This is a genomic window from Neisseria sp. HMSC058F07, from assembly GCF_001810035.1.
GTDB classification, from domain to species: Bacteria; Pseudomonadota; Gammaproteobacteria; order Burkholderiales; family Neisseriaceae; genus Neisseria; species Neisseria perflava.
The window spans coordinates 94,469-116,544 of the sequence record NZ_KV799706.1; the positions used below are offsets into that span (position 1 = coordinate 94,469).

The following is a 22,076-nucleotide window of genomic DNA, read 5'->3' on the forward strand; positions in this document are numbered from 1 at the left end:
ACCCCCTTAGTTGTTTTCTTCAGTAAACCAGTGTTCGCGTGCAGCCAAAATCACTTTTTTGGCTTCTTCTTCGTCAACACCGGTAATTTCGACCAATTCGTCAACAGACAATTCGGCCAGATCATCGCGTTGGGTAACGCCGGCTTCGGCCAGTTTGCGCAACATGTCGGAATCTACGCCGTCTAAATTGCGCATGTCTTCAGACACCTCACCCAGTTTTTCTTCTGCTGCGATGGTAATGGTCAGGATCGCGTCGCGTGCGCGGTTGCGCAGGGTTTCAACGATTTCTTCGTCAAAGCCGTCAATGGCGAGCAATTCTGCCGCTGGAACGTAAGCAACTTCTTCCAAAGTGGCAAAGCCTTCTTCCACCAAGATATCGGCGGTTTCGTCGTCGATGTTCAAGTGGGTGGTGAAGAGGTTGCGGATAACGGCGTCTTCGGCGGCATTGCGCTCGTCGGCTTCTTCAACGGTCATGATGTTCAGCTGCCAGCCGGTCAGGATGGAAGCCAGGCGGACGTTTTGACCGCCGCGGCCGATGGCCAGCGCCAGTTGGTTTTCATCAACAATCACGTCAACGGCGTGTTTGTCTTCGTCAATCACGATGCGGCTCACTTCGGCAGGAGACAGCGCGTTCATCACGAATTGGGCTGTCTCAGGAGACCACAATACGATGTCAATGCGTTCGCCGGACAATTCGTTGCTCACGGCGTTAACACGGGAACCGCGCACGCCGATACAAGTACCTTGCGGGTCGATACGTTGGTCGTTGGCTTTAACGGCAACTTTGGCGCGTTGGCCGGGGTCGCGTGCTACTTCGCGGATTTCCAACAGGCCGTCTGCAATTTCAGGTACTTCGTTGGCGTAGAGTTTGGCCAAGAAGTCGCCGCTGGTACGGCTCAAAATGACTTGTTTGCGGCCGGTATTGCCGATTTCGTCCACACGCAGGAAGAGGGCGCGGATGCGGTCGCCGCTGCGGAAGTTTTCGCGCGGAATCATTTCTTCGCGCGGAATCAGTGCGTCGAGTTTGCCCGCGACGACTTCAACGATGATGCCGTGGCGCTCGACACGTTTTACCGTACCGGAAACGATGTCTTCTTTAGAAGCGAGGAACTCGTTCAGGTTTTGCTCGCGCTCCGCATCGCGGATGCGTTGCAGAATGATTTGTTTGGCAGTTTGAGCTGCTTGGCGGCCGAAGCCTTCGTTTGGCAGCTGCTCTTCGTAGTATTCGCCGATTTGGATGGTTGTGCCGGGAATTTCTTCTTGGATTTCCTCGATGGTTTTTTCTACGTCAGGGTAGGTGTAGTCTTCATCGGCAACAATCAGCCAGCGGCGGAAGGTTTGGTATTCGCCGGTATCGCGGTCGATTTCGACGCGCACGTCCATGTGCTCACGGTCGGCTTTTTTCTTGGCAGCAGTAGAGAGGGCGAATTCAAGGGCTTTGAATACGACTTCCGTTTCAACGTTTTTTTCACTTGCCAGCGCTTCGGCCAGCTGTAACATTTCGCGACTCATTTTCTAGAATCTCCAAGTAATCGGTTTTTAAAATTTAAATTCGGGGCGCAAACGGGCTTTGTCGATGTTGCTCAATTCGATTTGGGCAGTTTTGCCGTCGAAAGAGACGGTAACGATGTCGTTTTCGCAAGATTCGATGCGGCCGATGAAGTTTTTCTGACCATCAATCGGCAGGCGTGTTTTGATTTTGGCGTTCTGGCCGGCAAAGCGCACGAAGTCGGCGGCTTTTTTCAACGGACGGTCAAGGCCAGGGCTGGAGATTTCCAAACGTTTGTAGTCGATGTCTTCAACCATAAACACGCGGCTCAGATGGTTGCTGACAGTGGCGCAGTCTTCGACGGTGATACCGCCTTCTTTATCGATGAAAACGCGCAAATCGCCTTGTGCGGTCAGTTCGAAATCGACCAGCTCGTAGCCCAAGCCGGGCAGGGTTTTATCAAGAATGCTTTGAATATCCATGCTTCTCCTGAAGTACATAAACAAAAAAATGGCCGCGCGGCCATTTTTCGTGTGATTTGAAAAATTGGCCTATTATAACTGTTTTCAAGATAAAAGAAAAGTGTTGATTTGGCGTGGATTTTTTGAAGTGATTGCTTAAATGTAAAGGGTAGGGTTGAGGCCGTCTGAAAAGGGAATTGTTGACAAGTTTTGATATGATAGTTTTGAAATTATTTTGGAAAACAAAGAATTGGTATTGCTTTGTTTTCAGACGGTCTTGAATTTCCGGATTTTTCGTGCTTGCACAATGTGCAAGGCGGTTCTACAATTTCTTCATACCCACCGAATAAGAAAGAAGGCCGCCATGTCTGCACATCCGATTTACAATTTTTCCGCCGGTCCTGCCGTATTGCCGGAAGCGGTATTGCGTACCGCACAACAGGAGATGCTCGACTACAACGGTACGGGATTCCCCGTGATGGCGATGAGCCACCGTTCGGATATGTTTTTGAGTATTCTGCATCATGCCGAACAAGACTTGCGCCAGCTTTTGAATATTCCGTCCAACTATAAAATCTTGTTTTTACAGGGCGGTGCGACCACGCAATTTAATATGGTGGCCATGAATTTGGCGCACGGTTTTGCGACTGCCGACGCGGTGGTAACGGGCAACTGGAGCCGTATTGCCTATGAACAGATGAGCCGTTTGAGCAATGCCGAAATCCGTTTGTCCGCGCATGGCGGCGAGCAATATGCCTATAAAAACCTGCCTGCGGTTGAGGATTGGGATGTCAACCCGAATTCTGCGTTTGTTCATTTTGCGATTAATGAAACCGTAAACGGCTTGCAGTATCAAAACGTCCCCAAACTTTCAGACGGCCTGCCGCCGTTGGTGTGCGATATGTCAAGCGAGATTTTGTCTCGTGAGTTTAATGTGTCCGATTACGGCTTGATTTATGCCGGCGCGCAAAAAAATATCGGTCCTGCCGGTGCAACCGTGGTCATTATCCGCGAGGATTTGCTGGAGCGTTGTCCAAACGATATTCCCGATGTGTTCAACTACCGTTCGCACATCAACCGCGACGGTATGTACAACACGCCTTCCACTTATGCGATTTATATGTCGGGTTTGGTGTTCCGCTGGCTGCAAACGCAGGGCGGTGTGAAAAAAATTGAAGCAGTCAATCGAATAAAGGCGCAAACCTTGTATGAGACGATAGACGGCAGCGGAGGTTTTTACATCAACGATATTCATCCTGATGCGCGCTCCAAAATGAACGTGGTCTTCAAAACCGCAAGCGAAGACTTGGACCGCCGTTTTGTGTTGGAAGCCGAGTTGCAGGGCTTGTGCCTGCTCAAGGGTTATAAAACCGTCGGCGGTATGCGTGCCAGCATTTACAATGCGATGCCGCTTGAAGGTGTGAACGCGTTGGCCGACTTTATGAAAGATTTCCAACGACGTTACGGTTAAGATGAAGATATAAAAAGGCCGTCTGAAACTGGGTTTCAGACGGCCTTTTGATTTGAACAAGCCTTATTCGGTCACTTCTTCAGTGATGCTGTCGCGGTAGATGGTGCTGTCGTAAGTCGGAACAGGAGGCGGCAGCAGGCTGTCGAGTGTCAGCGCGGACGGGTTCAGCGTAGGATAGCCGCTGAAGGTTACGGAATAACCGCCGTTGCCGGTACTGCGGACTTTGGTATGCGCGCCCAAAGGGAAAGTGGTTTTGTTGGTGATGTGGCCGAATGGGAAACCGGTCAATACAGGAATCTTGGCGGTGCGCGAAATGTGGTTGACGACGGCGGAGAAGTCGTAGCTGGAGTCGTACACGTCGCGGATGGTGCCCATGCGGAAATCGCCGAAGATGATGGCGCGTTGTTTTTGCAAAACACCTGACAGATAAAGCGTATTGAGCATACGCTCGATGCGGTAAGGCTGTTCGCTGACGTCTTCGATAAAGAGGATGCCGCCTTGAATATCGGGCATGTAAGGCGTACCGGCGAGGGAGGCGAGAACGCTGAGGTTGCCGCCCCATAATGTGCCTTCGACGTTGACATCGGCGCGTTGGATGGTCGGAACATCAACGATGTTGACGTTGTTGGTCGTGCCGCGGATGAACGAATCCATGGTAAAGACGCTGGGGTCTGCTTTGCCGAATTCGCTGTACACCATCGGGCCTGCAAAGCTCATCATATTGCCTTTGGCCAACAGGGCGAGTTGGACGGCGCACACGTCGCTGAAACCGAAGAACAATGTGCCGCGTTCGCGCATTCTGGCGCCGAGTGAGGCAAAGTCGATTTGCGGCAGGATGCGTGCTGCGCCGTAGCCGCCGCGCAGGCCCATCAAGACTTTGGGCGTTTCGACGCGGCCGCTGGCAACGTCTTGGAAGTCGGCGGCGCGTTGGGCGTCGCTGCCGGCAAAGCGTTGGTAACGGCGGCTGCCTGCCTGTTGGTTGGTCACGGTAAAGCCTGCGTTGTAGAGGCGGGTCAGGCCGGTGGTCACGCGGTTGGAGTCTTCGGCGAAGCCTGACGGCGCAACAACGCGCAGGAGGTTGTCGCCGGAACGTGGCGGATGGGGTTGCTTAGGTTGCACGGTTTTGGCTTTCGCGGTGGTAGATGTGGTTTTAGTTTGCGGCGTGGTGGTCGTGCCTGTGCCGCAGGCTTGCAACAACCCTGCGCCTGCCGCGGCAGAGCAGGTACGCAGGAAATGGCGGCGCGTGGTGGAGTTCATTGAGGTTTTCCTTTCGTTATATGTTCAGACGGCCTGAAGCTTGGCGTGTTGGACCTTACAGGCCGTCTGAAAGTTTAAGCGATTAAGTTTTTGATTTGTTCCGGCCAATTTTCGGGCAAGGTCATACCGTGTTCGCGGACGGGTGCGGCCCAAATCGGCGCGGGGAAGTTGGCGTCGTTTTCAAAGCGGGCGATAACGTGCCAATGCAGATGGGGCACAACATTGCCGAGGCTGGCCAAATTGATTTTGGCCGGGCGGAAGACTTGGCGCATTGCGGCTTCAACTTGATACACCATTTCCATGATTTCGTTGCGTTCGGCAGGGGAAAGGTCGGTCATCTCGGAAACATGGTTATTCCAAATAACGCGGCAGAATGCCGGTGCGCCGGCTTCGTTGTGTACGGCGATAACGCGCAGATTGGGCGTTTGCAGCAAAATGTCTTCGTTGTCTGCGGTGCAGATGGGGCAGGTCATGGGTTTTTCTTTCTCAGTCTGAATAGGAATCGGATGATTTCAATCAGGATTTTTAGAACGAGGTAAATGGCACTCAGAGATATGAATGCGAAAAGCCACGGTTTAGGTATAAACCACCAAAATAAATAGGCGGGCGTGATTAAGTCGTCACATTCTTCGGCACTCTCAATGTGATCGCACAAGCCAAAGCGAAAAAAATCATCGACATCATGAAAGGGCGAATAGGCGAACATAAGCGCTAGGGGCGTCACACAAATCAATGCAATGATGGCAATCCAAAAGAATGGTTTGAGATGTTTGAGTGCAGTCATGGATGAAATGTTATAAAAATTTTGCCGCGCCTCGGTTGGCGAGCTCGTCGGCTTTTTCGTTTTCAGGGTGTCCGGCATGGCCTTTTACCCACGTCCAGCGGACATCGTGTTGTTGAACCAAACTATCCAGCTCTTTCCATAAATCGTCGTTTTTAACCGGTTTTTTGGCGGCGGTTTTCCAGCCGTTTTTTTTCCAACCGCGTATCCAGCTTTCCATGCCGTTTTTGACGTATTGCGAGTCGGTGCAGATGACGACTTGGCAGCGGCGTTTTAGGGATTTCAGGCCTTCGATGACGGCAGTCAGTTCCATACGGTTGTTGGTGGTTTCGGCTTCGCCGCCGAACAGTTCTTTTTCGTGTGTGCCGTAGCGCATAAATACACCCCAGCCGCCTGCGCCGGGGTTGCCTTTGCATGCGCCGTCTGTGTAGAGGTAAACGGGTTTATCCATGGGCATGTCTTTGTCGAATAAGGCGGTATCATTATCATAACATAAGGCCGTCTGAAATATCGGCAAATACGGTTTACGCGTGTAAAATACCCTGCGCTTTATCACTCGTATAGAAAGAAGGCAGATATGGGATTGTTCAGCGGCCTTTTGGGCAATGCTTCGCAAAAAGACGCCGATGCGGTGGAACGCGATTTGGCGAATATCCTGATTGATGGCGAACAGGTAAAAATGGCATTCAGCCTGGTGCGCGATTTGATTGTGTTTACCGAATATCGGCTGGTGTTGGTGGACAAGCAGGGGTTGACCGGCAAGAAAGTGTCTTACCGTTCGATTCCATACCGTTCAGTATCGCGCTTTTCGGTGGAAACCTCGGGTCATTTTGATTTGGATGCCGAGCTGAAGATTTGGGTTTCTTCCGGCGAGGTGCCAACCGAAACCTTGCAATTTAAAAGCGACAAGAGCGTGATTGCCATTCAAAAAGCCTTGGCAGAAGCTGTGTTGAAACCGTCAAAATAGAAAGGAAACATGATGAGCGAACAGCAAGAATTGTTTTGTTACAAGCAGATGCCGGTGTGGACGGCGGACGAGATTCCCGAAGCCTTGTTGTCCAAACACAATACTGCCGCCGGTACTTGGGGCTGCCTCAATGTCCTCCAAGGCCGTCTGAACTTCAATGAAGTGGACGAGGCGGGCAATGTTACGTCCACGCACGAGCTGACGCCTGAAAGCGATGATTGGATTATCCATCCGCAAGCATGGCACTTTATCGCGCCGCAAACGCAAGACACGGAAATCCAACTGTCGTTTTACTGCGAGGCGGCAGACTATTTCAATAAGAAATACGGCATGAGCGCGACACATTCGGCCGTCCGTGCTGCCGAAGGCATCGTACCTGTCGGCAAGGTTTTGGATATGGGCTGCGGTCAGGGCCGCAATGCGCTGTATCTGGGTTTGAAAGGTTTTGACGTTACCGCTGTCGATAATAATCCCCATGCGGTTCAAAACGTGGAAGAGCTGGCGCGTATCGAAGAGTTGAATGTCCGCGCGTTTGAATACGACCTCAACGCCGCCAATATTCAGGAAAACTTCGATTATATGGTGGCGACCGTGGTGTTTATGTTCCTGATGCCGCGTTACGTTCCTGACGTGATTGCCAATATAAAGGAACACACCAACCCCGGCGGCTACAACCTGATCGTGTCTGCGATGGATACGGAAGATTTCCCTTGCCCGATGCCGTTCCCGTTCAAGTTTAGTGAGGGCGAGCTGCGCGAATACTATAAGGATTGGGAATTGGTGGAATACAAGGAAGAGCTGGGTTCGATGCACGCGAAAGACGAATTCGGCAATCCGATTCAGTTTAAATTCGTTACCATGCTGGCGAAGAAACCGGAATAAAGGTTTTGCCGTCAAAAGGCCGTCTGAATTCAGTTTTCAGACGGCCTTTGCCGTAATCAATCCACAATCCTTTTGCCCAAAATCACCACGTCTGCCAACATGGTTTCCAAGTCGCAGACTTGTGGCAGCCGCCCCCATTCTTCAAAACCGAAACGGTGAAACAGGTTCAGGCTCGGATAGTTGTGGCCGAACACAAGCGCGATGACGTTGTGGATGTCTAAGGACGGTGCGCGTTCGAGCATGTGCCGCAACAGGATTTTGCCCACGCCTGCGCCGCGCATATCGTGGCGGACATAAATGCTGACTTCCGCGCTGATGTGGTAGGCGTAGCGCGGATGGTAGTCACTGAAACTGCCCCATGCCAATACGGTGCCGTCGGCATCGTAAAGGGCGTAGATCGGGCGTTTGTCCGTGTGCGCGGCAAACCACATTTCACGCTCGGCAACCGTGGTCGGCGACAAATCGGCCGTGGATTGGCGCGTGGCCACGGTGCTGTTGTAAATATCGACGATGGCGGGCAAGTCTTGGCGCAGGGCAGGACGGATGGTGTATTGCATTTCAGACGGCCTGTTATTGAATTAGTTTGGAGATAGTCTTAAAGGCCGGATGTTTGGCATCGCCGAGCAGTTGGAACAAAATACTTTCGACATTGGAAACGATAATGCCTTGACGGCTCATTTGCGCCAAACCATTGTCGCGGTTGGCCGTTGTGCGCGAGGCGGTGCATTCGAAAGGCAGGAATACGGCGTAACCTTGCGCCTTCAAATCCAAGGCCGTCTGAAGCATACAGATATGCGCTTCAGCACCCATCAAAATAACGTTTTTAATGTCGTTTTTGCGTAAGATTTCCTGAATTTCGGGCAAAAACGCCGAAAATTGGGTTTTCTCGACAATCGGCGTGCCTTCGGGCAACAGCAGCGATACGGCGGATACGGTGCTGCCCAAACCTTTCGGATATTGTTCGGTTACGGCAAAGGGGATGTCCAAAGCCGTCAAACCTTGAATCAGCAGGCGGCAGCGTTCCAACATTTCATCCGCGCCGGAAAGGGCGGGTAGCAGGCGTTCTTGAATATCGACAATCAGACAAAGCGTATTTTTCGGGTTCATGGCTTTTCCTTTCAGACGGCCTTTACAGCAAAATCGTTGAATCAGAATGCAATCATATAACAAGCCGCTGGAAAAGTATTGCAGCTTGCCCTGTTTTAAAGCCCGAAATTCTTTTAAAATACCGCCTGATTTGAATTGATAGAGACCGACAACATGAATTTATACCAAACCGTCGAACGTGAAGCCCAAGCAGCCTTTGCCGCCGCAGGCATTGCCGACAGCCCCGTTGTTTTGCAGCCGACCAAGAATGCCGAACACGGCGATTTCCAAATCAACGGCGTGATGGGTGCGGCGAAAAAAGCCAAACAAAATCCGCGCGAGTTGGCGCAAAAAGTGGCCGAAGTATTGGCGGACAACGCTGTGATTGAAAGTGCGGAAGTAGCCGGCCCGGGCTTTATCAACCTGCGCCTGCGTCCTGAGTTCCTCGCCCAAAACATTCAGACGGCCTTAAACGACGCGCGTTTCGGCGTAGCAAAAACCGACAAACCTCAAACCGTCGTTATCGACTATTCTTCGCCTAATCTTGCCAAAGAAATGCACGTCGGCCACCTGCGTTCCAGCATCATCGGCGACAGCATTTCGCGCGTGTTGGAATTTATGGGCAACACCGTTATCCGTCAAAACCACGTCGGCGACTGGGGTACGCAGTTTGGCATGTTGGTCGCTTATTTGGTTGAGCAGCAAAAAGACAATGCCGCGTTTGAGCTGGCTGATTTGGAACAGTTTTACCGTGCCGCCAAAGTACGCTTTGACGAAGATCCTGCCTTCGCTGACACTGCACGCGAATACGTTGTGAAGCTACAAGGCGGCGATGAAACCGTTTTGGCGTTGTGGAAACAGTTTGTCGATATTTCGCTCTCGCACGCCCAAGCCGTTTATGACACGTTGGGCCTGAAACTGCGTCCAGAAGACGTGGCGGGCGAATCGACATACAACAACGATTTGCAGCCCGTGGTCGATGATTTGGCTCAGAAAGGTTTGGCAGTCGAAGACGACGGCGCGAAAGTCGTGTTTTTGGACGAGTTCAAAAACAAAGAAGGCGAACCTGCCGCATTTATCGTGCAAAAACAAGGCGGCGGCTTCCTTTATGCTTCCACCGACTTGGCGTGTTTGCGCTACCGCGTCGGTACGCTTCATGCCGACCGCCTGTTGTATGTCGTCGACCACCGCCAAGCCCTGCACTTTGAGCAACTCTTTACAACTTCCCGCAAAGCAGGCTATCTGCCGGAAGATGTAAAAGCCGAGTTTATCGGCTTCGGCACCATGATGGGCAAAGACGGCAAACCGTTCAAAACGCGCAGTGGCGACACCGTGAAACTGGTTGATTTACTTGATGAAGCGATCAATCGAGCCGAACAAGTCGTAAAAGAGAAAAATCCAAAATGGCAATTAACAACAGAATTAGAAGATGGATTAAAAAAGATTTCTTCTTTAACTAATTCTGATAATTTAAAAAATAAATTAAAGTACAACTTAGAAAATAAAAAGTTGGAAATTACTTTGGAAAACGATGTTGTGTATCATCTTCCTATCGATAAGATTGACAAGATTGTCAGAGGAGCAGAGGAATATACTGATACAGCATTAAGTGATGCAGAGAAAATTGCCCGAGTTGTCGGCATCGGCGCAGTCAAATATGCCGATTTGAGTAAAAACCGCACCAGCGATTATGTGTTCGACTGGGATGCCATGCTTTCGTTTGAAGGCAACACCGCCCCCTACCTGCAATACGCCTACACACGCGTGCAAAGCGTGTTCCGCAAAGCAGGCGAATGGGATGCAACCGCGCCAACCGTTTTGACCGAACCTTTGGAAAAACAACTGGCCGCCGAGCTGTTGAAATTTGAAGACGTACTGCAAAGTGTGGCAGATACTGCGTATCCGCACTACCTCGCCGCCTACCTCTATCAAATTGCCACTCTGTTCAGCCGCTTCTACGAAGCCTGCCCGATTTTGAAATCAGAAGGCGCAACCCGCAACAGCCGCCTGCAACTGGCGAAGCTGACCGGCGACACGCTGAAACAAGGCTTGGAATTGCTGGGTATTGATGTATTGGATGTGATGTAAGTTTTTGAATAAAAACGATGAAAGGCCGTCTGAAACTTTGCGGGTTGCAAGGTTTCAGACGGCCTTTTTTTATGCTTTGAAAAATATTGTGATACCGTTGATTTTGAGCCTAAGCGGTTTTGAATTTGCTCAGGTAATGCGTTTAGACGGCCTTATCTTTATTTCAAATTGCTTGCCAACAACCAAGCCTGTGCTTCGGCAGCATCGCTGAAATATTTGGGATGTTGGTTGGTCAAGAGGCTGGAAAGGCGCGCGCCGAGTTTGATCCAAATGTCGTCGGTAATGACGGCAACGCGGCCGAAGTCGGTTTCGTGTTGGTTGAGGAATTTGATTTGCTCAACCGCCATATCGATGGTGAAGTCTTTCAGCATGGACAAGTCCAACAGGATGTCGGGCAGATGGACTTTTTGTTTCGCGGCCAACAAGGCTTCTTCCAATTGGCGGAAATCGTCCAAAGTGAACTCGTTGTACAGCGCTACGTTTAAGCCGTAAGATTGTTCGCGGATGGAAATCATGGTGTTCTCCTTGTTAAATTATTGCTTCATCAGAAATTTTTTGATTGAGGCCGGAGTAAAACTGCTGAACACGCCGCCTGCAACAATGATAACCATGCCGACAGCTTCCTGCCAAGTGATTTTATCGCCGAAAAGCAATACGCCGGATAGGGCGGAGAAAACGACGGTCAGGTAGGAAAGCGAGGCAACGGTAAATTTCTTGCCGACCTTATAGGCGCGGGTCATGGCCAATTGTGCAATCATGGCGGAGATGCCGTTGCCGGCCAGATAGGGCAGGGAAGAGATGGTCAGCGGATGCCAGCCTGTGATGGTGCTCCAGACTGCGCCCATAATCAGGCCGGTAAGCGAGAGGTAAAACACCACGCGCCAGCCCGGCTCGCCCAAAAGAGAGAGTTCGCGCACCTGCAAATACGCCCAGCCCGACATGGCGCCACCTGCCAAACTGACCAGCGCGGCAAATTCTTGTCCGCCTTGAAAAGATGGGTTGAGCAAGAGGATAACGCCGATAAAGCCCATAACCAAAATGGCTTGGGTATAAAGCGTAATTCTTTCTTTTAAAATGAAAAATGAAAAGATGGCCAGCCAGATGGAGGACGTGTAGTTGAGCGTGACGCCTGTTGCCAGCGGCAGGTGCATGACGGAATAAAACGTGCACATCATGGCAAGCGTGCCGATGACGCTGCGGTTGAGATGGGTTTTCCAATGCGGCGTGGAAAACGTGTTGCCTTGCGCTTTGGCCATGATGCCTAAGAACAGGGTGGAGACCAGCATGCGCCAAAAGACCAGCTCGCCGCTGGAAAAGCCGAATTGCGTTGAGGCGGCTTTGATGGAGAGGTTCATGACGGTAAAGCCGAGCGCGGCAATAACCATCCATGCCGAGCCGAGCGGATCTTTTCTGACGGTTTCCATTTGATGGGTATATAAAGCGATTTTATTAATAAGAAAATATTATACAGATCAATCAGGCCGTCTGAAAAATATCGTTGGGTTTCAGACGGCCTTTAGATTAAGAAATGAGAATTATTATTGAACAATATAGTGGTTTTTTGTAGAATGAAAGCCCTATTTTCAAGAAAGGCTTGTCATGAAAGTTGCCAATATTTCTGCCGTATTGCTGTCTGCTTTGTTTTCCGTTGCTGTTTCTGCCGCGCCTTTGGGAGAGGTTTCTTCAGAAAACGGTAAGATTTTCAGCGGCGAAAATTACATGGTCGTTAAGAAAGACATGAAGAAAGGGGAGCAGATTAAGCCGCACGATCATCCGGGTTTTAAAACGTTGATTTTTGCCGTTGGAAAAGGAAGCTTTGACGTAACCTTGAATCAGAAGGAAAAACATACGGTTGGCGCAGGCTCGGTGCTGCGATTTGGCGGAGATGTCGTGATTGAGGCCGTTGCAACTGAAGATGCGAATGTGGCAATTACGTTGATTAAGTAAGCCGATAGATGATAAAAGGCCGTCTGAAGATGATGTTTCAGACGGCCTTGTTTATTCAGTCAACCATTGCCATTAAGCGCAAATCAAATAGATGAAGCCGGAGCCGAAGATATCTGCCAAGGCGTGAATCAGGAAAAACGGCAACAGGTTTTTGACTTTGTATTTGTAGAAGAAGTAGTACATCAAGCCGAAAACAACGCCGATAACGGTCGCCCAAAGCATGCCTTGGTAAGTATGGAAGGAGACACGTACCAAGGTTGAATAGGCCAATGCCTGCCATTTGTATTTGTCTTCCACGCAGGTTAAAAGGCCGAGGAAACAGAATTCTTCGTAAAAGCCGTTTAAAAGGCCGTAGAGGATGGCCATCGGCGCAAGGGCGGCGAATTTGTCGAAAATGGATAATGGTTTGATGTATTGGAAGATTTCAGTGGTGAAGTAATTATAGCCGCCGCTTAACGAAGTTACCGCATCGGCGGTCAGACCCATCAGGATAAAAATCACAGGCGTCCAAAACAACACGCCTAAGTTAAAACGAATCGGCAATTGTTTGAAGTCGAAACGGCGGATAACGAGGTAAATCAGAGCAATAGCAAGCAGCGTCAACTGCAGGCTCATGTTTTCAGAATAAGCCACGCCGGTTACCGCAGTATCGCGCGCCTCTTCGGCAACCGCGGCTGTTTCCACTTGCGGCATCAGGCTGGCGATATAAAGTTGGGTAGAACGGTAGGCAAATTGACCGAACAGGATAGCGGTCACAATCAGCATGTCAAACCAGCGCAAATGGCGCAAAGGCTCTTTAGGGCGGATAGCGGCGAGTATGCTCATATTCTCCTCTTTGCTCTAATAAATAACGGTGCGCAATAGTTACATAAACATACAAAAATCGTCAACGATTATCACAATAAAACATGAATTAAAAATCAGACCGTTTCAGACGGCCTGAAGCGCTTCTAAAAATGCCATATTTTTCGAAGGGTTTATCTTCAAAAATATGGCATAATCACTTTATTGCAAACCAAGGAATCTTATCGTGAGTATTTCTCTGTCCCAATATCTGCTCTACCTGCAATACATGTTGGCAGGTATCGCCATGACCGTTGTTTTTGCTGCCGTATATCTGCGGATTACACCCGTTGAAGAATTGCGCCTGATTAAAAACGGCAACCTTGCCTGCGCCTTGTCATTTGGCGGCGCGTTGGTCGGTTTTTGTCTGACGCTTGCCTCAAGCATTGCACACAGCGTCAGCTTCATCGATTTTATCCTGTGGGCCCTTGCCGCAGCCGTAATTCAGATTTTTGTCTATTTCGCTGCGACAATGATGATTAAAGGCGCTACCGCAGAACTCATCGGTAACAATGTTGCCGTCGGCGCGTTGTTTGGTGCAGTGTCCATCTCGATCGGCATTTTGAATGCGGCTTGCTTGACTTGATTTTGATGGTCGGTTGGATAGCAAAAGATGTGCTGTTCCTGACTCCTACCTAGAAAAATTATCGGTAGATTTTTTTGACTGATAAGGTCTTATGTCTGATGGTATTGGCGTTATAGTGAAATTCTGAAAGCATCAAAAAATTCAGACGGCCTGTTATATACAAGGCCGTCTGAAATGTTTTAACTACTTAAGTTTGCTAAATTAGAACGAGTATTGCAATCTTATGCCTGTTTCACGGGTGCGGTTTTTAGGTTCGATCGCGCCCAATTGAATGAAGCCATAGTCTTCTGTAACGGTGAAGTTTGAATCTTTGACTTTCCAGCCGCGATAGAACGGGGTCAGACTGATTTTAGAACCGTTAGAGAATTTTTTAGATACAGGTACTTCAACCTCAATACCTTGTCCACCGCCTTGTTTCATTCTGGTTTCTTCTCGATCTGGCTCGTAAGAATACTGGCGGCCCTTAACGGCACGATTGTAGGCAATACGAGGAGCAATCTCAAAGTTTGCTGGAAGTGCGATATTTACACCGGCATTGATTTGCGCATATGTGGTTCGGTTTTTGCGGTCATAATCATCAGGATCGACACGTCGGCTCAAATCTCTCAGAACACGGTGTCCCAAGCCTGCACCGGCAGTCAGGCTAAAGCGATCGTTAATTGGATGTGTATATTCATATAAGGCACGGATATCGTATGCGCGGCGAGGTGCATTTTTGAGTGTGGCAGAACCATAACCTGTGGATTCACCAAATCCATTTTGGAAGCTTCCTGTGTAATCTGATTTACCACGGGAATAACGGCCTTCCAATTTTGCCGCATGGCGATCGTTGAAACGGTATTTAACCCCCGCATTAATAGACCACAGGTTGCCTTTTTGTTGCATTATTCGACTACCATCTTGTTCATATTCGCGATAGGTTTCGTTGTAATATTCGCTGCCAACGGTAAATTCAACAGGGCGGGCAGCCTGTGCGCCTACTGCAGCAGACAGTGCTAACACAGCAAGACAGAAATGAGCAGAATTTTTCATGTAAATTCCTTTTAGTTTGGGAAAATCAGTGTGATAATTTAATGTTATTGCATGGCAAAGTTTATAATATTTAATGAACATTAACAATGCTGATGGGGTAATATATTTACTTTTATTATATTCTTTAATGATTTATCGCAAATATTTGTCTTTTTTATGAGACAGTATGGATAAAAAACCTGGAAATAGTGTAAAACTGAGTCGGTAAGAGGTTTAATTTCGAAGTTTTCAAAAGTTAATATCTATATAGTTATTATTTAGTTTGCGATAAAAGTATATGCAGCCACCCACTCTATTCCCATGCATAAAGACATTTTGAATGTTTATATCATATGACATTCTATTTGTATAAAATAAGCGATATAACCGATCAGGCAAATTAACCTGACTGCCCATAAGTTATCCCTTCTTCTTCAAATAAGGAACTGCGATGTTCAACTTTATCAAGAAACAGTTTATCGACGTTATTCAATGGCCAAATCCCGATGACAGCCTGCTGATGTGGCGTTTTCCGATTGCCGATGAGGAGATTCAAAACGGTGCGAGCCTGACTGTGCGTGAGGCGCAGATGGCGATGTTTGTCGATGAAGGCGTAACCGCCGACGTGTTTGGGCCGGGGCGTTACACGCTCAATACGCAAACGCTGCCAGTGCTGACCAACTTGAAAAACTGGGACAAGCTTTTTGAGTCTCCGTTTAAATCGGATGTTTACTTTTTCAACACCAAACAACAGCTTGCACGTAAATGGGGTACATCCCAACCTGTTACCGTGCGCGATGCCGAGTTTGGCGCGGTGCAACTGCGTTCGTTCGGTATGTATTCTTACCGTATCAGCGATCCGGCAAAATTCTTCAAAGAAGTCAGCGGTGTGGCGGCGCAATACAGCGGCGTAGATTTGGAAAACCAGCTGCGCAATATTGCAGTCACTCAACTGGCTGCCGCGTTTGGCAGCTCCGGTATTCCGTTTTTGGATATGGCTGCGAACCAAGTTTTGTTGTCGCAAAAAATCGGCGAATTGCTCGGCGCAGAATTTGCCAAGCTGGGTTTGGCGCTGGAAAATTTCACTGTTGAAAGCATTACCTTGCCCGCGTCTATTCAGGCTGCGTTGGATAAGAAAATTTCGATGGGCGTTATCGGCGATTTGGGACGTTACACCCAATATCAAACCGCCGAATCTATCCCGCTTGCGGCACAAAATGAAGGCGGACTTGCCGGAATCGGTGCCGGTTTGGGCGTGGGTGCCGGTATTGGTCAGGCGATGGCGGGTGCCATGGCAGGTATGATGCAGCCGAATGTGCAACAGGCTCAGCAAAATGTTCAGCCGGTTGCCGAAGATCCGCAGGCGAAATTGTTAAAACTCAAGTCTTTGCTGGATGGCGGTTTGATTTCGCAAGAAGATTTTGACAAAGCCAAGGCTGAAGTGTTGAAACAGCTGATTGGTTGATCAATTGAAGGCCGTCTGAAAAATATCATTCGAAAGAAGCATTGAGCTGCCTCTGTGGAAAAGGTTTCAGACGGCCTTTCAAATGATTTGATTAAGCCTGTCCGACTTCAAGAACGTTAAGGCCGTCTGAAACATCCCAACTTATTCTAAAAAAGCAAACCCATGTCTCAAACTCCTTTCTTCAAAACCGACTGCCCAAGCTGCGGCGCGCCTGTCGAGGCGCATTCTGCTTCTGCCGTGACGCTGGTGTGCGGCTATTGCAACAGCATGCTGGTGCGGAAAGATAACGGCGTTGTCGATTCCGGCCGCGATTCCGCATTGCTGGAAGATTTTAGTCCGCTTCAAATCGGAACCAGCGGCACATTTGTCGCTCAACGCTTTACCTTGGTTGGACGGCTTCAGGTGCAATACGATGATGGTGCGTGGAATGAATGGTATGCGCTGTTTGACGACGGCAGGGCCGGTTGGCTTTCTGAGGCGGGCGATTTGTATGTGATGACCATGCCGGTCGAAATCGATAATCCGCCGAAATTTGAAGACACGCGAGCCGGATTTAGCGAGCTGACTTTTCAAGATAAGCACTATATTGCTTCCGATGTCCGCAAAATCAGCTTGAAACGCGCCGCCGCGCAGGGCGAATTGCCGTTTGTTTTGAAAGAGGATACAGAAAATCGGGTTTCCGACTGGCGTTGCGAAAACCTTTTCATCACGCTCGATTACAACAATGAAACACCCGAAGCCTTCTTCGGGCGGATGGTAAACCTAGATGATTTGAAGCTGGAAAACACGCGCCACGAAGATGAAATTAAAGAAAGCGCAGGCCGTCTGAAAGGCAGTATTACTTCAGAAAACTGTCCTAACTGCGGCTCGTCCATTCATTGGGTAAACGGGCTGACTTCCCATCTTAACTGTCAAAGTTGCGGCAGCGAATTGGCGGTTGGCAAAGATAAAGCGGAGCTTATTACCGCGAACAATCTGCGTTTGTCACAAAATACGATGTTTACTTTGCCTGTCGGCTCGACAGGCCGTCTGAAAAATAAAGAATTTCATGTTATCGGCGCAATCCGATATTTAGAAACAGATGCGCAGGAAACATTTGATAACTTGTTCAAAGGTGCCAAACATACATTGGCACCAGAAGGGCAATGGACGGAGTATCTGCTTTACAACCCAACTCAGGGTTTCTTATGGCTGGTTGAAACTGATGAAGGTTGGAATATTTCCGAAACCTTGAACGATTGGCCGCGCCTTGACCGCAACTGCCAACCGCAAGGATATGGCAAACTTTATGACTATGGCGGACGGGTCAGGATTGCCAGCGGCGCGTTTTATTGGCGTGTCCGAAACGGTGATTTGAACTATTACAGCGATTACCGAGACGGACAAAGCCGTAAGATTGGCTCCGAACTAAACAGTCACGAAATGGCATGGACTAGAAGTGCCCCAATTGCTTATCGGGAAATTGCAGATGCGTTTAATCTGACCAATAAAATATCATCTTATACCGTGAAAATGAGTGCGGATGATATCGATGAAAAATTACGACTTCTGATGATTGCTATTTTGGTTATCGTCAATATTCCGTCATTGTTTATGAATGGCTTCGATATACTGTTCGATATATTTCTTATCGGTTGGGGTGTCTATACTCTTTTTATAGTTGGACGGAAGAGAGATGAAAATGGCGAACAGAGTATCTCTCGAGTGGGATATGTTATTTGTGCAATGGCTTTGATTGTTTTTGTTACGATGATGAATTATGCAGATTTGTCTGATTTGGATGATGACAGCAGCCGAGTTCATTCAGGCGGAAGCTACGGTGGCTTTTCCAGCGGTAGCTATTCTGGAGGCCATAAATGACCCACATGCCCGGTAATCATGGCCTATTGGACTTATATGGCTGCGATGAAGCCATCTTAAAAGATGAAGGCCGTCTGAAAACCGCTTTGATGGCTGCTGCACAGGCCGCAGAAGCCACCATATTGACCGAACACTTCCATACCTTCGGCGGCGCAGGCGGCGTAACCGGTGTTTTGCTGCTTGCCGAGTCCCATATCAGTATCCACACTTGGCCGGAACACCGCTTCGTCGCCATTGACGCATTTATCTGCGGTGGCATGAAATTGGAAAAAGTGAAGGAAGTGTTGTGCAGGGAGTTGGCGGCGGAAAGGGCTGTTTGGACGGTTGCGCAACGTGGCGAAGGTATACTGGACGATATATAACCATCGGTTGAACAATAAAATCTGTCAGGCCGTCTGAAAGCATATTCAATCCGTTTTCAGACGGCCTTAAACCTTGTTCTGATTAAACTGAAATATTGACGTTATATGGAAAAAACGCCTTTTTTTAAAACCGATTGCCCAAGCTGTGGTGCGCCTGTGGAGGCGTATTCCGCTACTGCCGTGACGCTGGTGTGTGGCCATTGTCACAGTATGCTGGTTGCTAGAATCGGTAAGGGGAGGAGCGGATATTTTGTTGCCAATTCAGGGCGTGATTCTGCGTTGCTGGAAGATTTCAGTCCGTTGCAGATTGGAACGCGAGGCGTTTTTGATGATCGGAAATTTACGCTGATTGGGCGATTGCAGGTGCATTACGATGTCGGCGCATGGAATGAATGGTATGTCTTGTTTGATGACGGGCAGACCGGCTGGCTTTCCGAGGTTGGCGATTTATATGTGATGACATGTTTACTTGCCCAGAAGAGGAGACGGGGGCCGAAAAATTTTAAGTCGGTGAAAGCCGGTTCCAGTTCGTTGATCTTTAATGGCCAAACCTTTATTGCGTCAGATGTCCGCACCATACATTACCGTAATACCGATGCGCAAGGCGAGTTGCCGTTCAACTTATCTGAGAACCAAGCGGCAGGCGAGGTTTGCGACTGGCGACGGGGCAATTTGTTTTTGACCTTGGATTATTCGACGTTTCCAATGGACTCCTACTTCGGACGCATAGTCAGTTTGGACAGTTTGAAGCTGGAAAATAAGCGCAGTGATGATGAAATCCATGAAAGTGCAGGTCGTCTGAAAGGAGAGATTCTTTCTGAAAACTGCCCGCATTGCGGCTCTCCTGTTCATTGGCCAAGGGGTGTTACTTCTTTCCTTTTATGTCAGTCTTGCGGCAGCAGTTTGAATACGACAAAAGATACTGTTGCGTTGATGGAGGCAAATGCCCAAAGGAAAGAACAAGAAAATCTGTTCACACTTTCCATTGGTACGAAAGGCCGTCTGAACGATACAGAATATCTGATTATCGGGGCTGTAAGATTTGTCGAGATATCGTCCTATAATCAAAATCAGTCCGAATACTGGACGGAATATCTGCTTTATAACACTCAACAAGGTTTTGCCTGGCTGATTGAGTCTGGAAAACGCTGGCGGCTGTCAGAAACCTTACAAACATGGCCGGACTTTGATTCAAGTGGCAATCCTGCCGGTGAAATGTTGATTGATCATTACCGCGGGCAGGTCGAGGTAGCGGCTGGTGCTTTTTATTGGAAAGTCAAACAAGGCGATTTGCTTCATTACAAGGAATATAGCGGCAAGAAAAGTTATGGCCGGAATGTCATTCTGTGTTCCGAGCAGAGCAAGGACGAAATTGTCTGGAGTAAAAGCAGTCCTGTGTCTTACCGTCAAATGAGAAAGGCATTCGGTCTGTCTTTTGATACTAAGGAGATGCTCTCTTACTGGCTGAAGGGCGACAATAGAAATGTTGGGAGTAGAGATAATGTAGCCCGTATCATTGCTATGCTGATTCTTATCATCGTCAACCTTCCGGCCTGGCTGTCGCCGCATCTACGTAGTCCTGTCGGTATAGTGGTCAGTCTGTGTGCGTTGGTATGGATATGGATTTCTGACAGATATAAAAACGATCGTGATTACGAAGAAGAACGGGTAGGGATGATTATTTTCTTTGCTTTCATCATTTTTCTTACCGTCTTATTCAACTATGTCCAAGCGGAAGACAGTGATTCATCGCATTCCGGCAGATCCTATCATGGTTATTCGGCAGGGCATAAATAACGTGAGATCTGCTTAACCTCGTTGTATCGTTTTACTTTTATTTTTTCAGACGACCTTTTTATAAAACATGCTAACCCGCCGTCAATTTCTCAGCTATACCGCCGTGCTTGGTGCCGCCTCTGCTTTCTCTTGGCAGACTTATAAGTACCTCAACCGCAAACCGCCGGTTTCTATTAACCGTGTCGGCTTGCCGTTGGGGCATTTGTTGCGTGACGGGGAATTGCTCAGTTCGCCGACCCGTCGTTATGAATGCAATACGTTGATACTCGGCGGCGGTGCGGCTGGGTTGGGAGCATTGTGGTATTTGGCGAAGCATAATCACCGCGATGTATTGTTGGCAGAAGGGTTTGAACGTAATGGCAACAATGCCGCCTATACGTCTTCAGACGGCCTGAAAGCGCCGAGCGGTGCGCATTATTTGGCTTTGCCGTCGAAAGAAAGCGTGTATGTGCGCGAGATGTTGGCGGATTTCGGTATTTTGCAGTCGGATGGCAGCTTTAGGGAAACCGATTTGGTCTATGCGCCCGAATCGCGCCTCTTATATCAGGATAAATGGGTAGAACATTTATTGCCGAAAGAAGATGCGGATTCCAAACGGTTTTTTGATTTGATAGGCCGTCTGAAACAGGCTTACGGCAATGACGGTAAGAAAATTTTTGCCATTCCGATTGCGCTGTCATCGATAGATGAAACATGGCGAAAGCTCGATCATCTGACGTTTCAACAATGGCTTGATCAGGAAGGTTACCATTCGCCCGAGCTTTTGTGGTATCTCGATTATTGTTGCCGCGACGATTACGGACAAGGCATCGGGCAAGTATCTGCCTTTGCCGGATTGCATTATTTTGCCGCCCGCAACAATGCAGAAACTGTCCTCACTTGGCCCGAAGGTTTGGCACATCTTTCTGAAAACCTGCGCCGTCATGCCGATTTGCAGGAAGGCTGGCAATGGCCGTCTGAAAACAGTATCCGTTTGGAGAAACCTGCTTCGGTTAATGCTTCTGCCGTCAAAATCAAACCGCTTTCAGACGGCCGGATTGAAGTGTGGCTGCGTGATAATGCAAAAGGGGAAACCGTTGCCGTCACCGCGCAACACGTTATCTCCGCCATGCCGCTGATGGTTGCCGCCCACATTATTGAATCTCCCGAACAATTTGGTCTGAATATTCCCGAATACGCGCCATGGCTGGTTTCCAATTTTGAACTGCACAGTTTTCCGAAAGAAAAAAACAACAGCGAACTTGCGTGGGACAATGTGGTTTACGGCAGCCAAGGACTGGGCTATGTTGTTGCGACCAACCAGCTTATCCGGGTTGCCCGTCCTGAACGTACGATTTTTACCGCCTACGCCGCGCTCAATCACGATACGCCACAAGCCGTCCGCCGCCAGCTGCTTGAAGCAAGCGATGAAGAGCTGCTCCAGTTTGCCGCACAAGATCTGCTTACCGCTTACGGCGAAGGCTTTTGGCGGCATGTTTCCCATGTTGACATTACCGTTCGCGGGCATGGCATGAGCGTGCCGAAACCCGGCTATTTAAGCGATGAGGCTTTATTAAAAATCAGAAATCGAAATACTGGATTATTATTTGCACACAGTGACTTAAGCAGCTATTCGGTGTTTGAAGAGGCTTTGTATTGGGGTGTGGAAGCGGCGCGGAAAGTATTGGCTTAATTGATATAAAAAGGCCGTCTGAAATCATATTCAGACGGCCTTTTCTCTTTT

23 protein-coding genes are annotated in these 22,076 nt (G+C 48.9%); 11 read left to right on the forward strand and 12 right to left on the reverse strand.

What is annotated here, in order from left to right:
* Nucleotides 1–6 precede the first annotated feature (6 nt).
* Both nusA and rimP read right to left on the reverse strand, forming a co-directional pair.
* On the reverse strand, nucleotides 7–1,512 hold the full coding sequence (gene nusA, locus HMPREF2696_RS08530; protein WP_004519317.1) for a transcription termination factor NusA: 1,506 nt from the start codon (nucleotides 1,510–1,512) through the stop codon (nucleotides 7–9).
* 27 nt (nucleotides 1,513–1,539) lie between these two features.
* Nucleotides 1,540–1,971, reverse strand: coding sequence for a ribosome maturation factor RimP (gene rimP, locus HMPREF2696_RS08535; protein WP_003685973.1), 432 nt, complete (start codon nucleotides 1,969–1,971; stop codon nucleotides 1,540–1,542).
* 343 nt (nucleotides 1,972–2,314) lie between these two features.
* Between rimP and serC the strand changes: the two genes are divergently transcribed.
* Nucleotides 2,315–3,421: a phosphoserine transaminase gene (gene serC / locus HMPREF2696_RS08540; protein WP_039861958.1), complete on the forward strand. Its 1,107-nt coding sequence runs from the start codon at nucleotides 2,315–2,317 to the stop codon at nucleotides 3,419–3,421.
* A 63-nt stretch (nucleotides 3,422–3,484) separates the two neighbouring features.
* Here serC and HMPREF2696_RS08545 read toward each other — a convergent pair whose 3' ends face one another.
* The 4 genes from HMPREF2696_RS08545 to rnhA all read right to left on the reverse strand — a co-directional run bounded on the left by HMPREF2696_RS08545 (nucleotide 3,485) and on the right by rnhA (nucleotide 5,910).
* Entirely contained in the window at nucleotides 3,485–4,678 is a 1,194-nt protein-coding gene (locus tag HMPREF2696_RS08545; RefSeq protein WP_004519319.1) for an LD-carboxypeptidase, read from the reverse strand.
* 74 nt (nucleotides 4,679–4,752) lie between these two features.
* Entirely contained in the window at nucleotides 4,753–5,151 is a 399-nt protein-coding gene (locus HMPREF2696_RS08550; RefSeq protein ID WP_004519320.1) for an HIT family protein, read from the reverse strand.
* Nucleotides 5,148–5,462: a hypothetical protein gene (locus HMPREF2696_RS08555; protein WP_004519321.1), complete on the reverse strand. Its 315-nt coding sequence runs from the start codon at nucleotides 5,460–5,462 to the stop codon at nucleotides 5,148–5,150. Before HMPREF2696_RS08555 ends, HMPREF2696_RS08550 begins: the two co-directional genes overlap by 4 nt.
* Nucleotides 5,463–5,472: 10 nt before the next feature.
* Nucleotides 5,473–5,910 carry a ribonuclease HI gene (rnhA, locus tag HMPREF2696_RS08560; protein ID WP_039861959.1) on the reverse strand — a complete coding sequence of 146 codons (438 nt, stop codon included), beginning with the start codon at nucleotides 5,908–5,910 and terminating at the stop codon, nucleotides 5,473–5,475.
* 126 nt (nucleotides 5,911–6,036) lie between these two features.
* Here rnhA and HMPREF2696_RS08565 point away from each other — a divergent pair, with 126 nt between their 5' ends.
* Entirely contained in the window at nucleotides 6,037–6,426 is a 390-nt protein-coding gene (locus tag HMPREF2696_RS08565; RefSeq protein WP_004519323.1) for a PH domain-containing protein, read from the forward strand.
* A gap of 12 nt (nucleotides 6,427–6,438) precedes the next feature.
* A complete protein-coding gene (gene tehB / locus HMPREF2696_RS08570; protein ID WP_039861960.1) occupies nucleotides 6,439–7,308 on the forward strand; it encodes an SAM-dependent methyltransferase TehB in 870 nt (289 codons plus the stop codon).
* Between the two features lie 56 nt (nucleotides 7,309–7,364).
* Here tehB and HMPREF2696_RS08575 read toward each other — a convergent pair whose 3' ends face one another.
* Entirely contained in the window at nucleotides 7,365–7,865 is a 501-nt protein-coding gene (locus HMPREF2696_RS08575; protein ID WP_004519325.1) for a GNAT family N-acetyltransferase, read from the reverse strand.
* A 13-nt stretch (nucleotides 7,866–7,878) separates the two neighbouring features.
* Complete coding sequence (locus HMPREF2696_RS08580; protein ID WP_004519326.1) at nucleotides 7,879–8,415, reverse strand: isochorismatase family protein; 537 nt, start codon at nucleotides 8,413–8,415, stop codon at nucleotides 7,879–7,881.
* Between the two features lie 153 nt (nucleotides 8,416–8,568).
* Between HMPREF2696_RS08580 and argS the strand changes: the two genes are divergently transcribed.
* Entirely contained in the window at nucleotides 8,569–10,482 is a 1,914-nt protein-coding gene (gene argS / locus HMPREF2696_RS11345) for an arginine--tRNA ligase (RefSeq protein WP_004519327.1), read from the forward strand.
* A gap of 158 nt (nucleotides 10,483–10,640) precedes the next feature.
* Here argS and HMPREF2696_RS08590 read toward each other — a convergent pair whose 3' ends face one another.
* A complete protein-coding gene (locus tag HMPREF2696_RS08590) occupies nucleotides 10,641–10,997 on the reverse strand; it encodes a SpoIIAA family protein (protein ID WP_003678720.1) in 357 nt (118 codons plus the stop codon).
* A gap of 18 nt (nucleotides 10,998–11,015) precedes the next feature.
* On the reverse strand, nucleotides 11,016–11,906 hold the full coding sequence (locus HMPREF2696_RS08595) for a DMT family transporter (RefSeq protein ID WP_004519328.1): 891 nt from the start codon (nucleotides 11,904–11,906) through the stop codon (nucleotides 11,016–11,018).
* 175 nt (nucleotides 11,907–12,081) lie between these two features.
* Between HMPREF2696_RS08595 and HMPREF2696_RS08600 the strand changes: the two genes are divergently transcribed.
* Complete coding sequence (locus HMPREF2696_RS08600) at nucleotides 12,082–12,429, forward strand: cupin domain-containing protein (RefSeq protein WP_004519329.1); 348 nt, start codon at nucleotides 12,082–12,084, stop codon at nucleotides 12,427–12,429.
* Nucleotides 12,430–12,501: 72 nt separating this feature from the next.
* On the opposite strand, the gene HMPREF2696_RS08605 is transcribed toward HMPREF2696_RS08600, so the two are convergent.
* The gene (locus HMPREF2696_RS08605; protein WP_049344393.1) at nucleotides 12,502–13,254 is read right to left on the reverse strand and encodes a CPBP family glutamic-type intramembrane protease; all 753 of its coding nucleotides are present in this window, start codon (nucleotides 13,252–13,254) and stop codon (nucleotides 12,502–12,504) included.
* A gap of 205 nt (nucleotides 13,255–13,459) precedes the next feature.
* Here HMPREF2696_RS08605 and HMPREF2696_RS08610 point away from each other — a divergent pair, with 205 nt between their 5' ends.
* A complete protein-coding gene (locus HMPREF2696_RS08610; RefSeq protein ID WP_039861961.1) occupies nucleotides 13,460–13,858 on the forward strand; it encodes a DUF350 domain-containing protein in 399 nt (132 codons plus the stop codon).
* Nucleotides 13,859–14,059: 201 nt separating this feature from the next.
* On the opposite strand, the gene HMPREF2696_RS08615 is transcribed toward HMPREF2696_RS08610, so the two are convergent.
* Entirely contained in the window at nucleotides 14,060–14,890 is an 831-nt protein-coding gene (locus HMPREF2696_RS08615) for an outer membrane beta-barrel protein (protein ID WP_039861962.1), read from the reverse strand.
* A 430-nt stretch (nucleotides 14,891–15,320) separates the two neighbouring features.
* On the opposite strand from HMPREF2696_RS08615, the gene HMPREF2696_RS08620 reads away from it, so the two are divergent.
* From HMPREF2696_RS08620 to HMPREF2696_RS08640, 5 genes are all read left to right on the forward strand, one after another.
* Nucleotides 15,321–16,334 (forward strand): SPFH domain-containing protein, encoded by a 1,014-nt coding sequence (locus HMPREF2696_RS08620; protein WP_070588310.1) that lies wholly within the window; start codon nucleotides 15,321–15,323, stop codon nucleotides 16,332–16,334.
* Nucleotides 16,335–16,496: 162 nt separating this feature from the next.
* On the forward strand, nucleotides 16,497–18,194 hold the full coding sequence (locus HMPREF2696_RS08625; RefSeq protein WP_070588312.1) for a DUF4178 domain-containing protein: 1,698 nt from the start codon (nucleotides 16,497–16,499) through the stop codon (nucleotides 18,192–18,194).
* Nucleotides 18,191–18,556: an adenosylmethionine decarboxylase gene (gene speD / locus HMPREF2696_RS08630; RefSeq protein WP_070588314.1), complete on the forward strand. Its 366-nt coding sequence runs from the start codon at nucleotides 18,191–18,193 to the stop codon at nucleotides 18,554–18,556. The genes HMPREF2696_RS08625 and speD overlap by 4 nt, the downstream gene beginning before the upstream one ends.
* A 105-nt stretch (nucleotides 18,557–18,661) precedes the next feature.
* Entirely contained in the window at nucleotides 18,662–20,353 is a 1,692-nt protein-coding gene (locus tag HMPREF2696_RS08635) for a DUF4178 domain-containing protein (protein WP_049335408.1), read from the forward strand.
* Between the two features lie 67 nt (nucleotides 20,354–20,420).
* On the forward strand, nucleotides 20,421–22,025 hold the full coding sequence (locus HMPREF2696_RS08640) for an NAD(P)-binding protein (protein WP_049335410.1): 1,605 nt from the start codon (nucleotides 20,421–20,423) through the stop codon (nucleotides 22,023–22,025).
* Nucleotides 22,026–22,076: the final 51 nt, after the last annotated feature.

What these genes read in the sequence shown, in the direction of transcription:
- HMPREF2696_RS08640 (WP_049335410.1), top strand. Translation starts at nt 20,421, where the DNA reads ATGCTAACCCGCCGTCAATTTCTCAGCTATACCGCCGTGCTTGGTGCC.
- HMPREF2696_RS08620 (WP_070588310.1), top strand. Translation starts at nt 15,321, where the DNA reads ATGTTCAACTTTATCAAGAAACAGTTTATCGACGTTATTCAATGGCCA.
- HMPREF2696_RS08600 (WP_004519329.1), top strand. Translation starts at nt 12,082, where the DNA reads ATGAAAGTTGCCAATATTTCTGCCGTATTGCTGTCTGCTTTGTTTTCC.
- HMPREF2696_RS08575 (WP_004519325.1), bottom strand. Translation starts at nt 7,865, where the DNA reads ATGCAATACACCATCCGTCCTGCCCTGCGCCAAGACTTGCCCGCCATC.
- tehB (WP_039861960.1), top strand. Translation starts at nt 6,439, where the DNA reads ATGAGCGAACAGCAAGAATTGTTTTGTTACAAGCAGATGCCGGTGTGG.
- speD (WP_070588314.1), top strand. Translation starts at nt 18,191, where the DNA reads ATGACCCACATGCCCGGTAATCATGGCCTATTGGACTTATATGGCTGC.
- argS (WP_004519327.1), top strand. Translation starts at nt 8,569, where the DNA reads ATGAATTTATACCAAACCGTCGAACGTGAAGCCCAAGCAGCCTTTGCC.
- HMPREF2696_RS08580 (WP_004519326.1), bottom strand. Translation starts at nt 8,415, where the DNA reads ATGAACCCGAAAAATACGCTTTGTCTGATTGTCGATATTCAAGAACGC.
- rnhA (WP_039861959.1), bottom strand. Translation starts at nt 5,910, where the DNA reads ATGGATAAACCCGTTTACCTCTACACAGACGGCGCATGCAAAGGCAAC.
- HMPREF2696_RS08595 (WP_004519328.1), bottom strand. Translation starts at nt 11,906, where the DNA reads ATGGAAACCGTCAGAAAAGATCCGCTCGGCTCGGCATGGATGGTTATT.
- HMPREF2696_RS08625 (WP_070588312.1), top strand. Translation starts at nt 16,497, where the DNA reads ATGTCTCAAACTCCTTTCTTCAAAACCGACTGCCCAAGCTGCGGCGCG.
- HMPREF2696_RS08605 (WP_049344393.1), bottom strand. Translation starts at nt 13,254, where the DNA reads ATGAGCATACTCGCCGCTATCCGCCCTAAAGAGCCTTTGCGCCATTTG.
- HMPREF2696_RS08590 (WP_003678720.1), bottom strand. Translation starts at nt 10,997, where the DNA reads ATGATTTCCATCCGCGAACAATCTTACGGCTTAAACGTAGCGCTGTAC.
- HMPREF2696_RS08555 (WP_004519321.1), bottom strand. Translation starts at nt 5,462, where the DNA reads ATGACTGCACTCAAACATCTCAAACCATTCTTTTGGATTGCCATCATT.
- serC (WP_039861958.1), top strand. Translation starts at nt 2,315, where the DNA reads ATGTCTGCACATCCGATTTACAATTTTTCCGCCGGTCCTGCCGTATTG.
- HMPREF2696_RS08635 (WP_049335408.1), top strand. Translation starts at nt 18,662, where the DNA reads ATGGAAAAAACGCCTTTTTTTAAAACCGATTGCCCAAGCTGTGGTGCG.
- HMPREF2696_RS08545 (WP_004519319.1), bottom strand. Translation starts at nt 4,678, where the DNA reads ATGAACTCCACCACGCGCCGCCATTTCCTGCGTACCTGCTCTGCCGCG.
- HMPREF2696_RS08565 (WP_004519323.1), top strand. Translation starts at nt 6,037, where the DNA reads ATGGGATTGTTCAGCGGCCTTTTGGGCAATGCTTCGCAAAAAGACGCC.
- HMPREF2696_RS08550 (WP_004519320.1), bottom strand. Translation starts at nt 5,151, where the DNA reads ATGACCTGCCCCATCTGCACCGCAGACAACGAAGACATTTTGCTGCAA.
- HMPREF2696_RS08615 (WP_039861962.1), bottom strand. Translation starts at nt 14,890, where the DNA reads ATGAAAAATTCTGCTCATTTCTGTCTTGCTGTGTTAGCACTGTCTGCT.
- nusA (WP_004519317.1), bottom strand. Translation starts at nt 1,512, where the DNA reads ATGAGTCGCGAAATGTTACAGCTGGCCGAAGCGCTGGCAAGTGAAAAA.
- rimP (WP_003685973.1), bottom strand. Translation starts at nt 1,971, where the DNA reads ATGGATATTCAAAGCATTCTTGATAAAACCCTGCCCGGCTTGGGCTAC.